The organism is Deltaproteobacteria bacterium, from assembly GCA_016210005.1.
Taxonomy (GTDB): Bacteria; Desulfobacterota; Binatia; order HRBIN30; family JACQVA1; genus JACQVA1.
On the sequence record JACQVA010000135.1, the window covers coordinates 13,740 to 27,426 of the forward strand.

The following is a 13,687-nucleotide window of genomic DNA, read 5'->3' on the forward strand; positions in this document are numbered from 1 at the left end:
CGACTACTGGGGCGACTTCAGCGCCACCTGCGTGGCGATGGTGCCGGCGATGGTCTTGGCGACTACCTCGTGGCCGGTCGCGCTCCAATGCCCGTCGTCGGCAAAGTAGGTCAGTGCTCCGTTGGCGGCGGCTTGCTTGAGGGGCGCGGTCAGATCGACGTAGGCGATGTCATTGGCGCGAGCCCAACCTTCGAGCCGCACCGGCAAATCGTTCAAGGTCCACGCGCGCGGATAGGCGTCCTCGGCGAAATCGCACAACTCGCCGTAGACGCGAAACTTCGTCGGCACATAGGCGAGGAGCAAAGTCGTCCCGCTGGCCGCCGACAGCCGTTGCGCCTCCAGCAGTTGGTGCTGGGCTATCTCCAGGCTTGCCAGTTCAGCCGGCGACAGCGGCGCAGCCGCAAAGCCGAAGTAAAGCGTGCGTGCTTCTTCGTCGTAGGGGTGGCGCAAGCGGCAGGAGCGCCTCTGCGCCTCGGCACCGTCGCTGATGCCGTTTGATGTTGTCAACCGCCCGAGCGCCAAGATCGTTTGTTTGGTGAACGAGCGGTTGGCGAAGCGGTCCAGCTCCTGAACGTACTCCGCCGAGTGCCGGGCAAACTGGCGGTAACGCTCCACGTCCAGCAGGTCGTTACCCTCGAAGAAGAACCACACCGCCACTTGCGGGCGCAGCGGCAGGCCGTAACGCCGGAGCACTAGCAGCTCCTGCTGCGGGCCGTAGCCGGAAAGGCCGAGATTGGCGACCTCAACGCCCAACAGCTGGCGTAAGCGGCTGGACACCAAAGCAGCTTCCGCCACTAGCCCGGCTTCCAAGAATGAGTCGCCGATCAGCACCATCGCTGCCTGCTTGATCTCGCGCTCGTTGCGGAAGCCGTTGCGATCGTAGCGCACGTCGACCTGATAGCGGCGAGGTGCGGCGATGCCGAGCCAGTAGACTAGGTCGCCGGTGGTCTCACCCGCGATCCGATAGCCTGGACGCCGCGTGTACATCAACTCTCGGTCGAAGCGATTTCTTGGGTCTTCCCAGGCCTTGCGCACGCCGCCAAAAGTCGCCGCACCGGCGGGGGCGAGCAAGAGCCGGTAGTCGGCAAGACCGACGAGCGCCGGTATCTCCAGGACGCCAAGCGTTAAGCCCAGGGCGCCGGTGGCCAGCCCGCAGTTCATCAGCTGCTTGCGCAGTGGTTGCCGGGCCAGCGCGCAGTACACGCCCCAGCCGAGCGCGTACGACGCGGCCAATAGGTACATGAACGCCGAGGGTGAGTAGCGTCGAAGAACGACCGCGGACGGATCATCGGGAACCGCCAGCTGGCGGGCGAGTACGACCATGGCGAGGAGGCACAGCGCGGCGAGCGCCAAGCGGACGGCGATCGCGGGTGCGGCGGGGCGCCGTGATGCCCTGCCGGTCTGGCCGCTGTCAGAAGCTGCCGGCAACGCGAATGTCCACAATGAAAGCATCTTGGCTGCCGCCGCGATACGCCGGAAAACGGGCGCTGTGGGTGGGGAAGTTGGTGGCTTCGGTTTCGCCGAGGATGACGAAGCGAGTCGCGCCGTCGAAGATGGAGCTGCGCGCGTAATCGAGCGCGCTGCCGCCGGCATAGGTCGCGTAGAGGATCTGCGTGAAGTCGGCTGACAGCCGGGCGGCGAACATGTCGCCGCTGCCGTGGTTGCTCGGCTGAGCGGCGTCCGCCGTTGCCGGAAAGTTGCTGGAGAAAGTCGCTCCCGAGACGTAGACGCTGCCGTCCGCTCCCACGCTCACGCCCTCAACCCCCTCGCCGAGCGTGCCGCCGAGATAAGTGCTGGCCATGAGCTGGGTGCCGCCAGAGGAGAGCTTGGCGACAAACCCATCGCCCGGGTAGTTCGTGCCCTGACCCGTGCCTGCGCCACCGGAGCCGCCGTAGTGTGGTTGCAAGACACCCGGTGTCGTCGGGAAGTTGGCCGACAGCGTGGTCGCGGCCACATAAACATTGTGTTGCCCGTCGACCGCCAGGCCGTGAGTTTCGGTGAACTCGTTCGCCGCGCCGCCGAGATAAGTGGCCCACAGCAGGCTGGCCCCGTTTGGCGCCAGCTTGGCTACGTACATGTCCGTACCGCCGTTCGCGCTGCGGTCGTAGGCGCCGGCCGTGGTCAAGGCGTCGGTCGAGATGCTGTGGGCCAGATAGTAGACCCCGGTGTCGTCGGCGCGAATGCTGGGCGTGCCGGTCTCGTTGCCGGTGCCGCCAATGTATGTGCACCACAGGACCGCGCCGGCGGTGGCGTTGAGCTTCGCGACTAGTCCGTCGCGGCCTCCCGCAGGCGTCGTGTGAAAGGTCCCCGCGGTGATGTGCTGCGAGCTGTGGCCGGCTTCGATGCTCGATGCCGGATAAACGTTGTCGGCGGCGTCGACGGCGAAATCCCGGACGATGCCGCGATCGCCGGTGCCCCAGTACGTAGCCCAGAGGAGCTGCGTGCCGTCGGCCGAAAGCTTGGCGAGGAAACCGTCCTGGAGCCCATAGAGCGACTCGGGATCGGTATCGCCGGCAAAAACCTTTTGCACCACGCCGGAGGTGGTTGGGAAGCCGGCGCCCGCGCGCCCGCCCACGATCACGTTGTTGGCACTGTCCAACTCGATCGCGTAGGCGCGGTCGTAGTTGGGGCCGCCAAGCAGGGTGGACCAGATGATGCTCTGGCCGGTGGGATCGAGCTTGATCACGAATACGTCGACGTTGCCGTTTGCGGTGCGGTCGTAGGCGCCAGCCGTGGTCAGAAAGTCCGCCGAGTCGGTACCGCCGGTGACATAGATATTGCCGGCACTGTCGGTGACGACGTCGCGCGCCTGATCGTAGCCGCTGCCGCCGAGGTACGAAGCGAAGTCGAGCACCGGCACAATGGTGGCTGCGCCGGTGGCAGTCGCAGTTGTAGTATGCGTGGCCGTTGCAGCAGGCGACGCAGAAGGCGTGGCCGAAGGCGTGCGGGACGGCGTGGCGCTCGGTGTTGGCGTGCTGGTTACCGTCATGGTTGCCGTGCGTGTCTTGCTGGACGTCGCGCTCGGAGATGCCGAGGGCGTGGCTGAGCGTGTCAGCGACGGTGTCGCACTCGAGGTCGGCGAGGTTGTCGTGGTTGCAGTGCGCGTCGCGCTGGAGGCAGCAGTTGGCGACGCGGAAGGGGCGGTTGAAGGCGTCAGCGACGCCGTTGCACTTGGTGTCGGCGAAGGTGTCGGCTGGCTGCTTGGCGTTCGCGACGGTGTCGCGGTGGCGGTTGCTGGGGGCACCGGCGACGCGGTTGGAGACGGCGCCCGCGACGGCGTTGGGCTGGCGGTCCGAGATGCGCTCGGCACTGCCGACGTTGTTGGCGTCATGGTGGGGGAGGCGGTCGGCGGCGGCCGCAGGAGCTGGATTTCGAGCGGCAAGTCGCCCGCTGAAATCCGCCCATCCCCGTTGACGTCCGCGCTCGCGCAGCTGCTGCCGGTGAAGGGCAGTTCGAGCAGTATGGCTAAGTCGGCCGCAGTCAGCCGGCCGTCGCAGTTGGTATCGCCGGTAAGGCCGAGTGCAGGCTGGCTCTGAAGCAGGGCCGCCACTACAGCGAGGAGCGACACTCGTAGTAAGCGAGCAAACACATTGATACGCATGCGCCGGCAGGTGAGCCCGAACAGACTAAGCCGGATGGTCCGAATCAGGGACCGAGAGAATCGCCTCGAGTCTGGCCCCGAGCTGGGCCGACGTCACCCGGCCGCTGGGTGTATCGGCCAAGTTGTGAGTTTCGGCTGGATCGGCGGTGAGACGGTAGAGTTCGGTCTTGCCGTCTTGCCGCCGAATCAAATGCCACTCGGCCGTCACCAGCGACCGGACCCATCGGCGGCTGTTGGGCCACGCGCGCGGCACACCGTCGCGGGCGGCAATCTCCGAAACAATCGGCTCGTGCTCGCGATCGGCCCCGCCGGTCGGACTACTCCACAGCTCTGCAAGCGATCGGCCCGGAAAGACGGAGGGTTCGCCCGGAAACAACAGCGAAGTAACCGTCACGGGGATGTCCCGCAGGCTGACCGGGGCTGCGATTCGCACGGGAGCGGGTACTAGCTGCGGAAAGCTGACAATCAAAGGCACGCGAATTTGCTCGCGGTAGAGGCTGTTACCGTGTTGGAACAGTCCGTGATCACCAAGCGACTCGCCGTGGTCGGAGGTCAGCACGACGAGGGTGTCGTCGAGTAGGCCGCGAAGACGCAGCTGGTCGAACAGGTGCTGCAGTTCGGCATCGAGAAACGCCAGCGAACCGTCGTAGCCCGCGGCCAGCAACGAAACGGTGTCGGCCGAGCCGTCGGGTGAATTCGGCGGCACGAAGGTGAACGAAGGCTCGCGGGCGCGCTGCTGTGGATCCATGAAGCGGGTGTGAAAAGCGCTGGGCGAAACGTAGGGCGCGTGGGTTTCGACGTAGTTCAACAGAACGAAAAACGGCTTCACCTGGCGCGCATCGAGCCAACGCAGGAAGGCGCGATTGATGTCGCCGGCACGCTTTCGCCCAAAACGGTCCCGGTAGCCCAACCGCGGCAGCAGCTTGCCGGCAGCCAGCTTGCCGTAGACCGTGCGCGCAATCATATCGGTCACGGAGCAGAAGTAGTCCTCGAAGTGGTGAAAGCCCCGGTCGAAACCGCTGTTGCGGGTTAGCCACCAGGTGTTGGCGGAGAATGCCGCGGTGCCATAGCCGTGCGCCGCCATGACTTCGGCAAGCGTCGGATAGCGCTTGCTCAGAACCGGCCGCTGTGCGTCGGCGCCATGCTCGTGCACGAGACGACCCGTCACCAGAGAGGCGTGGCTCGGCACGGTCCACGAAGAGGGCGCAAAGGCGTTCTCGAAGACCACGCCCTTCTGTGCCAGCGCATCGAGGTTCCGGGTTGTCTGGCGCCGGTAGCCATAGCCGGACAGATGATCTGCTCGCAGCGTGTCGAGCACGATGAGCAAGACATTCGGCGAGTTGCGGCCCGGCCGGGCCAGATGGCGCAGTTGGCTCGCCTCGCGTACGCCGCTCCACACTGCCGTTGTTGCCGCAATACCCGCGGTGATAAGCCCGAAGCCGTAACAACCCGCCCCGAGCAGCCGGCGCAGCCGGGCCGGCTCCGCCCGCCGGCACCAGCGCGCCAGTTGTGCCGCTAAGCCCAGAGCCAACAGGCACGAGGCATAGGGCCGAATGCGACCGGTGACATGAATCACCGGCAAGAAGGCGAGCCAGCCGAAGAGCACAAGCGACACGGTAGCCAGATCAGTGCGACGCAGCAGCGGCAGGCGCATCCACCAGCTAGCGGTGCCCGCCCACAGCACTCCCACCAGCAGGAAGGGAATGAGGTAGATCCACGGTGCAACCCACAGGATATCCGCCGACACGTTGAACTGGCGCATCTCCCAGGTGAGCCAGTCCGGCACCAAACGAATGCCGCAGAAGACGAGGCCTTCGACAAACCCGCCGGCCAACGCGCCGCAGGCGGCCAGGCGTAATACGTCGCCGCGGCGGAACACGGCGCCTACGGCTGTGTCCGACCCGGTGGCAGCCATCGACTTCAGCATTGTCACGAGATGTAACCGAGGCCGCGCAAGCGTTCACGAACCACGGCCTCGGCGTCCGCTCCGTAGCCGCTGTCAGCCTGAGCTCGCAGAGACTGCCCGGACACTAGCGACTTGCCCTGCATCGAGTTCGGTACGTCGTAACCCGCCAACTCGAGCACGGTCGGTGCCAGATCGATGATGCGCGCACCGGCGAGTTCACCCCGAAGCGGGTTGTTGGGCGCAGCCAGTATGAAGCTACCAAACTGCGCGTGATTGCAGTCATCCGGACCGGTATCGTTCTCCAGCACGTGCAGTGTGGGATAGCCGACCCCGCCGATCGAGCGCCAGTAGAGGTCGCCGAAGTGCACGATCAGGTCGGGCGCGACGTTGCGTACGGTGCGGTAGATCTCCTGGGGCTTGAAGACGCGCGTGTCGAGGTGGCGGCCGTGGGCATCGACCGTGGCGGCGAGCTGCGCCTTGATCTCATCGCGAAAGCGCTCGTAGTCGGCCGGATCGATGATGCCCTGGGGCTCGCGCCCTCTGACATTGAAAAAGACGCGCGCGTAGTAGCCGCCCTCGCTCCACACTTTGGTCTTGTCCCAATTCACGCTCAGCTCGCCGAAAGAGGTCACCGTCTTCGGGTACTCATTGAGTACCAGCAGGCCCTCCCGCACCAGCCATTCGTTGACACAGAAGCCGCCGTCGAGCCGCTGGGCGCCATGATCGGAGAGCACCAGGACGAGCGTGTCCTCATCGAGTAACTCCAGCAGCGTGCCGACCTCGTGATCGAGATAGGCGTAGTAGTCGCGAATGACCTCGGCATACGGGCTGCCGGGTTCGTGCAGCACGTGCTCGGGATCATGGAACTTCCAGAAGCCGTGCTGGATGCGGTCCAGCCCGATCTCGACAAATTGGAAATAGTCCCAGTCAGGCTGGCGCAGGAAGTGGCGTACCACCTCGAAGTGCTTGCGGGTCATGGCGAAGATCTCATCGCGGAGCCACGCCTTCTTGTCCGTGCGGAAGCCTTTGACGTCCACCGGATAGTCACCGACGAGCTGCGTAATTGCGTCCTTGGCAGCGGCGGGATGGGTGTAGGTATCGCGCTGCGGATCGGGGGTGAGGAAGCAGCCGATGCACAGGCCGTTGATCTTGCGCGGCGGATAGGAGGGCGGCACGCCGATGATGTTGGCACGCTTGCCCTCGCGCGCCACCTGATCCCAGACGGTCAGCTCTTGGATCGACTTGGCGTTGGCGATGCCGAGTCCCGCGTACGAATGATCGGTGCGATTGCGGAAGCCGTAAACGCCGAGCGAGCCGGGGTCCTGGCTGGTGGCAAAGCACATCCACGCCGGCACTGTGATCGGCGGGATCACGCTCTCCAGGCGGCCGTAGCAACCGGCCTCCATCAAACGGCGCAGGTTGGTGAGGCGCTCGTCCGTAAACAGGATCTCCGGAGTAGCGCAGTCGAGACCGATGACCAGAGCCTTCATTGTAACAGTGACACTCCTTCCATCGCCGGCCCCTTGGGCACGCCTAGGGCCGCCAGGATCGTTGGCGCCAGGTCGAGCAAGCGGGCCGCGTCACCGCGAAAACCGCGGTTCATCAGCAGCACGCCCGGCACCAGGCACGGGTCGATGATGTGGTCGCCGGCCCACTTCTTGAGATTGTGCTCGAAGTGTCCGGCGGGAATTCCGCCCAACGCCGTCGCCCAGGACACCCGGTAGCCGGCGGCGAAGTTGACCAGCAGATCGGGTGATTCGGCGGCGTACGGCCCGCGGTACACCTGCGCTCGCGTCAGCACGGCGCGGATGGCTTGGCTTCCGCCCGCGGGATCTTGCAGGCCCGCTAACCCCTTGGCAATGCTCGCCCCGAGTGCAGCGGCATCGCCGGGCTCAACCACACCCTGTCCTTCTCGTCCTTTCAAGTTGAAGTAGATCCCGCTTAGCCCCAGGGCGTAAGCGCGTGTCCGCGCCCAATCCACGTGGTGGAAGAAGTCGCCCGGATCACCGGCGCGCGCGCCGGACCGCAAGGCCAATAGGCCTTGGTCGTGCAGCCAGGTGTTGAGATGGACTCCGCGCTGAAAGCTGTTCATGCCGTGGTCGCTCAGGACTATGAATAGTGTCTCGTCGTCGGCGCGTTCGAGCGCACGACCGACGACCGCATCGCAAGCGCGGTAGTGCTCCTCGATTACCCGCGCCATCTCGGCTCCGGCGCCGGCGGCCGCGCCGTTGCGAAAGCGCCAGAACATGTGTTGAACGCGGTCGGGGGTGTCGAACAGGCAGAACAAGAGGCCGCTGCTGAAGCGATCCAGCTCGTAGGTGAGCATGCGCTCGCGCTCGTGCAGCACGGCGTTGCAGTGATCGAGGTACGCGCTCTCGCCGAAGCGGCCGTTGTTGAGCCCGCCGTGATCCTCGACCATGCCCGTGGTGTAGAACGTGCCCACCTGCGCCGCTAGCTCGCGCGCGTAATCCGGCGGCGAGCTGATCGGGAACATCGGCGCCTCGGGATCGAAGTTGACCGGACTGGCGTACAATTCGAGCACCGGGGCGCAGTGCACCAGATGGAAGCGGACCATTCCGCGCACCGACTGCAGCAGGCCGGTCTTGAACTTCACTCTCAGCCAGTCACTCCACTCGCCTTCGCCGATTCCCAACACCTTGGGTTGTCCCTCGGAGCGAATCACGACCCGGCGGGCGGCGGGCTCGACCTGTACGGTTATGTCGCAGCGGAAGTCGGCGCGCGTTTTCGGATCACGTGGGCCGATGATGTACGTGCGCACACAACCGCTGCCGTCGGGTCGAACGGGGATGATGTGCTCATTCTCCTCAGCCGGCGTGTGCTCCTCGGCGGTGTACAACGTGGCGGTGCCGAGGCCGCCACGCAGGTCAGGAACGCCCATGCCGGAGAGCATACGGCCACGGATCGCGTCCGGCGGAAACGTGCACGGAAAGCGCACGATCGTGCTGGCGATGCCGGCGGCGGAGAGCAGCTCCCACAGCGGCGTGCCGCGGCGCAGATTGACGGCTTTGGGTGGCAGGTACGCGCTCTTCTGCTCATAGCGGTTGAGCGAGAAGTCGGGCAGGTAGGTCTTGGGATCGCGCCGCACGAAGTCGAAGATACCGTGGCCACCGGGATTGGTGCCGGTGGCGAAGGTCGACCACGCCACCGGCGTTTGCGCCGGATAGGTTGTCTCCACGCGTGCGTACCCACCCGCGGCCTGCAGCCGCGCCAAATGCGGCAGCTCGCCGGCCGCTAGCATCGGCTCGGCAATCTTTGGCTCCAGGCCATCCAGGCCAATGACGATGACCTTCTTCATCCCTACGCGCGGCTCCTTTGCCCCGACAGCCCCTTGGCCAGCAACCGCCAGCCCTTGCGCACCAGCGCAACCACGTGCTGCCAGACTATCAGCAGTACCCCGATTGCGGCGCCCACCGCCGAGGTCAGCGGCAACATCTGGTCCGGCCCGATGTAGAGCGGTGCGACCGCGTGCAGGGTGGACCGAGCCGAGTCCAGATGAACCATGAGAGTAAACAGTGTCATTGTGTGTGATCCTCCTTTCGAACAACCTCGTGGGTTACGCCGTGTGCCCGGTTCCACGCTCCGTGCCCGTACTCCACGCGCTCCAGAGGTGGTGTGACGGCGCCAATTGGAGGGCGCCGGTCGCTTGGCGCCGGGGGCGGGGTGGTGCGGGCGGAATAGCCACCAGGTAGCATTCCTCGCCAGAACTCCCACACCAGGGCTGCGCCCAGGCCAGTCAGCAGAAACAGCTCCGGCAGCACCATCACCCGGTAGCGCATCTTGGCAAAGAAGAGCGAGTACCCGAGGGCGTAGCCGATCGGGACGGCAACCAGCAACAGCACCGCCGGGGAGCGCCGGCGCCAGGCCACGGCTAGACCGGCGAATGCCAGGAGCAGCTCGGCGCCAAAGCTGATCGCACTGATGTTGTCGCGCACCGCGGTGTTGAAGCTCGGCGCTCTCGGCAAGCGGCGATCCTTGGCGTGGAGCGCGTCACGCCCGGACTGCGTGTCGGTTTCCAGCCGCGTCGGCCGCAGCTCCCAGAAGTAGCCGAATTGCCGCAGCGTGCGATCGGCAAACCCGCTCGGGTCATCGTACGCGCGCCGCAGCAGCGAGCTGCCTACGCCGTTGTTCCAGGCATACGAACGCCATGCTTTCGGTGTGTTCTGCTGAGCGCTGCGAGAAATGGTGACGAGGCGGCCGTGCACACGGTAGTTGCGATAGGTCCACGGCAGCAAAGCCAGCAGCAACGCTAGCGCCAGCGCGCTGGCGTGAAGCAGACGCCGGCGAACGGGCAGGGGAGTTGCCAGCACCGCCCAAGCGATGAAGAGCGGCGGAATGACCAGTGCCACCGCCCGCAACTGCGCCACCACTCCAAGCAGCAATCCGGCGAGCAGCGACCAGCCGATCCGGTCATTGCGCCAGGCGGTGAGCGCCGCCAACAGCGCGGCCAACAGTGTCATGGCGGCGAGCGACTCGGCGTAGAACAGCGCCCCGGTGACCACCAGCAACGGGTCGAAGGCGTACACCAGGGCGGCAAAGGCCGCGGCGGTGGTCCCAAACAGGAGTCGCCCTAGCCGGAAGATCAGCACGGTGCCCAGTGCAGCGGCGACGGCGTGGAGCATGCGCAAGGCCAGCACGTTACCCGGCGCAATCGCAGATAGTGCGCTGAGGAAGAGAGGAAAGACCGGCTCTCTGCTGTAAGTGGCGCCGAAGCCGCCACCGGCGAGAATCCGCCGCGCGGTGTCGAAGTAGTCGGTTTCGTCGACGAAGTGAAATCCGCCACCGAGCTGCATCGCCGCCACCAGTCGTGCGACTGCGGCGAAGGTAAACAGCAGCAAGAGTAGCCCGGGCTCGCTCCGTAGCCAGGCGAGCGCCGCCGAACGCGCCGGCGCGCAAGCCTGTTCCGGTAAAGGCTGATTGGTCAATGGAAGACCCTGTAGATCGTAAGCGCAGCTGTCAAGCCCAACCGGCCCGTGCGGAGGCGACACTGCGACGGGGAATACAAAGTGTTTCATGATGCTACTATCCTGACTGGACGGCTTACGAGGGCGCCGGCCCGAGCAGTGGCGTCAGTCCTCAACTACGTGTGACTCGAACTCGCTCCGGTACTGGGCCCAACGTCTGGCGTCGAAGTGGCCGTCGTCCCGCAGGCACTCCACCGCCGCGTACGCCATGGCCAAAGTGTGGTGGGTGTTGTCGTGCGCGAACAGGCCTTGGCGCCCGAAGGTGAGTACGCCGGCAAGCTCGCCAATCCACCGGTGCAATTGCTGCAACGGCTCTTCGTAGTCGCGATGATAGATCGGATACGCCTGGGGAAGACGTTTGGTTACCACCGACAGAACCGGCGCACTGACGGGCAACCCGCAGCGAGCCAGCGAGTTGCATACCAGCTCGCCCAGAGCTTCATCAGATGATGCCCACAGCGCGTCGCCGACGGCACACGGCAGCTCGCCGCAGAGAATGGTGCGGTCGGCCGGATCGAGCCGGCCGCTGTAGTTCTTGGGCTCCGACAGCCGCGTCAAGGCGATGTCGCGTCCGGGAAAATAGTGCGCGTCAAAGGGCGTGAACTGTGGCTGCGCGAGCACGAGATAGATCAGCACCATCGCCCGATAATTGATCCGGCCGCAGGCCGCTAGTATCTCCGCCGGCGGCGCCGGCTCGAGCAGGCGGGCCAGCACGGTGACTGGAATCGTTGACCACACCCGATCGGCTTCGATCACAGCGGCAACTCCATCGCGCTCCAGCTCGAGGCGTAGCGGTGGGCCGAGGATCACGCGCCGCACGGTCGTGCGCAATTGAATGTCGGCGCCGAGCGCGCTGGCGGCGCTGGCAATCGCCTGGCTGATCTGGCCGAAGCCGTGGCGGGGATAGAAGAACCGCCCGGCGCCCGGCGGTTTCAAGCCGGGCACCGCCGCGAGCAGCTTGCGCACCATGGCGGCGAGAGAGCCCGCCGCCACCCGCTTGCGGGCCTGCGTGGCGGATAGTTCCTGCGCCGGCAGTCCCCAAATCTTGACGGCGTAAGGAAAGTAGAAATCGCGGCAGATGGTAGCGCCCAGACCGCGCTCCAGTTCGCCGGCAAAGGTGGCGCGGTGGCGTTGCTGCGGCCGGGCGAGCACCTTGCGCAGCCCGTCGCCTGCCACCCCGAGGCTGAACCACCAGGGCAGGTGGAACATCAGGTCGAGAGGCTTGAGCGGAAAATGGATCCAGCGGCCGTGCAGGTAGACTCGGCCGTGACGTGGCCGGTCCAACAAGTCGTGACCGAGCAGCGCGCTGAGGTCGCGAAAAATGTCCGCTTGACAAGCCGGGTGCAGCCGGTGGCTGCCGTAGTCGACCGGTACCCCGTCGAGCGCGACGCTGCCGGCGTTGCCGCCGACAGCGTCGCGTTGCTCCAGTACCGTCGCTCGCGCCTTGCCGCGGCGATGGAGCTGCCAGGCGGCGGCCAGACCGGCCGGTCCGCCGCCCAGTATTATGATCCGGGGCGGCATGTGCAGTCAGCGGCGCGGCGGCGGCGCCACCTGAGCGGGCGAACCCTGACCATGATCCACTCACACCAGGAAGGGAACAAATCGTTTGGTCGCAGCACAGTAATCCTGGTAACCGGGCAGTGCCGCGGCCAGCATCCGTTCCTCGCGCAGCGCTTGGCGGACGACCACCGGAATCAGCAGGCCGACAGCGAGCACGAGCCAAGAATTCAAACTCAACTCCAAACCCAACAACAACAGCAGATCACCGGCGTAAATCGGGTGGCGGGCGTAGCGATAGACACCGCGCGCTATGACGCGCTGTTGGCGCAGCGTCTGGGGCGCCTCGATGTCGGACCAGTTATCTCCCAGCTGGACGCGAGCCACGATCGCGGTGACCAGCCCAACGCTGTAAAGCAAGACGCCCAAGACGCGCAGCCCAGTTGCATCCGTCGCGATCGGCAGAATCTCCGGCAACAGGGTTTGCGCCAGCAAGCCGAGGAGGATGGCCACCTTCACGGATTTCACCAGCAGCAACCATGGCGAGACCGGCGGTGCGGCCCGGGCCGCGGGTCCGTGGGACCGGCGCTTGAGTACCTCCCAGACGGCCTTGTGGACCACCATACCGGCGAGCAGGTAGAGGCGCAGCAGCAGCACCGCCGGCTCCCTCAACGCGCCAGCCGATCGCGGCGCAGCGTACTGCGGCGCAAAGGCGTGATTTCGCCCTCGCGCTCGCCGCGGAATGAGCGGGTGCTGTCTCCGCTTGGTGGCGCCGCAAGCGCTTCGCCGCCTGCGGTCAGTTCCTTGGGTTGCACGCCGAAGGCGGCGTTCGGGCTGAGCCTTCCCAGGCGGGCCGCGACCGCGTCGCCCAACATGCCGATCAGCAGCAGCTGCAAAGCACTCAAGAACGCCAAGATCGCCGACGCCGAAATGTTGGGATCACGCAGCAGGTCGACGCTCATCTTGATCAGCCCGTACGCGAAACAGGCAATCACCAGCGGCAGGAACACGCGCAGCGGGCGGAACAGCATCGCCGTGCGCAAGATCAAGATGGCAAAAGCCCCGGCGTCCCACGGTACGATCTTGGATTCCCCCTGGCGCTGGCGATAGTCGATGGGGAGGTAGCTGACCGCGTACTTATCGCAATGCATCGCCAGCGTGATCGTGGTCGTCCAGCTGAACTGGTCCGGCAGCATCGGGAAGTATTGCATCACCACCTCGCGGTGGAAGGCGCGCAGGCCGCTGTTGACGTCGGGGATACTGGCGTTAGACACGTAATTGGCCAGGCGGTTGAGAAACCATTTCGCCGGTCGGCGCGCGGTCGGGATCTTCACGCTGGTTCCGGTTCGGGCCCCGACCACCATGTCAGCATGTTCGAGTCCGGCGAACAACTCGGGCAGGCGCGCCGCGGGATAGGTGCCGTCGGCGTCGATGATGGCGATCAGATCGTTGCTGGCGGCGGCAATGCCGGTTTTCAAGGCCGCCCCGTAGCCGCGGTTGCTGCGGTGCTGGATCACGCGGGCGCCGGCGGCGCGCGCCGATCCCGCGGTGGCGTCGCTCGAGCCGTCATCGACCACGACGATCTCGGCTTCGAGGTCGTGCTGGCGCAAGTGCTCGCGCACTTCCGCGATCACGTCGCGAACCGCGACCTCCTCGTTATATGCGGGAATAACCACTGTCACTCGTTGAGCCATCGTGTTC

At 65.7% G+C, this 13,687-nt stretch carries 10 protein-coding genes; all 10 read right to left on the bottom strand.

All coding sequences use genetic code 11. The features are described from left to right. Nucleotides 1-3 precede the first annotated feature (3 nt). The 10 genes from HY699_12730 to HY699_12775 all read right to left on the bottom strand — a co-directional run bounded on the left by HY699_12730 (nucleotide 4) and on the right by HY699_12775 (nucleotide 13,680). Nucleotides 4-1,443: a hypothetical protein gene (locus tag HY699_12730; GenBank protein MBI4516669.1), complete on the bottom strand. Its 1,440-nt coding sequence runs from the start codon at nucleotides 1,441-1,443 to the stop codon at nucleotides 4-6. Beyond that, nucleotides 1,412-3,601, bottom strand: coding sequence for an SBBP repeat-containing protein (locus HY699_12735; protein ID MBI4516670.1), 2,190 nt, complete (start codon nucleotides 3,599-3,601; stop codon nucleotides 1,412-1,414). The genes HY699_12730 and HY699_12735 overlap by 32 nt, the downstream gene beginning before the upstream one ends. A 25-nt stretch (nucleotides 3,602-3,626) precedes the next feature. Beyond that, a complete protein-coding gene (locus HY699_12740) occupies nucleotides 3,627-5,516 on the bottom strand; it encodes a sulfatase (GenBank protein ID MBI4516671.1) in 1,890 nt (629 codons plus the stop codon). 14 nt (nucleotides 5,517-5,530) lie between these two features. Continuing rightward, on the bottom strand, nucleotides 5,531-6,997 hold the full coding sequence (locus HY699_12745) for an alkaline phosphatase family protein (GenBank protein MBI4516672.1): 1,467 nt from the start codon (nucleotides 6,995-6,997) through the stop codon (nucleotides 5,531-5,533). Then, nucleotides 6,994-8,823 (bottom strand): alkaline phosphatase family protein, encoded by a 1,830-nt coding sequence (locus HY699_12750; protein ID MBI4516673.1) that lies wholly within the window; start codon nucleotides 8,821-8,823, stop codon nucleotides 6,994-6,996. Before HY699_12750 ends, HY699_12745 begins: the two co-directional genes overlap by 4 nt. Before the next feature lie 2 nt (nucleotides 8,824-8,825). Beyond that, complete coding sequence (locus HY699_12755; GenBank protein ID MBI4516674.1) at nucleotides 8,826-9,047, bottom strand: hypothetical protein; 222 nt, start codon at nucleotides 9,045-9,047, stop codon at nucleotides 8,826-8,828. After that, complete coding sequence (locus HY699_12760; protein MBI4516675.1) at nucleotides 9,044-10,450, bottom strand: glycosyltransferase family 39 protein; 1,407 nt, start codon at nucleotides 10,448-10,450, stop codon at nucleotides 9,044-9,046. The genes HY699_12755 and HY699_12760 overlap by 4 nt, the downstream gene beginning before the upstream one ends. 144 nt (nucleotides 10,451-10,594) lie before the next feature. After that, nucleotides 10,595-12,010: an FAD-dependent oxidoreductase gene (locus HY699_12765; protein ID MBI4516676.1), complete on the bottom strand. Its 1,416-nt coding sequence runs from the start codon at nucleotides 12,008-12,010 to the stop codon at nucleotides 10,595-10,597. 60 nt (nucleotides 12,011-12,070) lie between these two features. Beyond that, nucleotides 12,071-12,643 (bottom strand): isoprenylcysteine carboxylmethyltransferase family protein, encoded by a 573-nt coding sequence (locus HY699_12770; protein MBI4516677.1) that lies wholly within the window; start codon nucleotides 12,641-12,643, stop codon nucleotides 12,071-12,073. 11 nt (nucleotides 12,644-12,654) lie between these two features. After that, nucleotides 12,655-13,680 (bottom strand): glycosyltransferase family 2 protein, encoded by a 1,026-nt coding sequence (locus HY699_12775; GenBank protein ID MBI4516678.1) that lies wholly within the window; start codon nucleotides 13,678-13,680, stop codon nucleotides 12,655-12,657. Nucleotides 13,681-13,687: the final 7 nt, after the last annotated feature.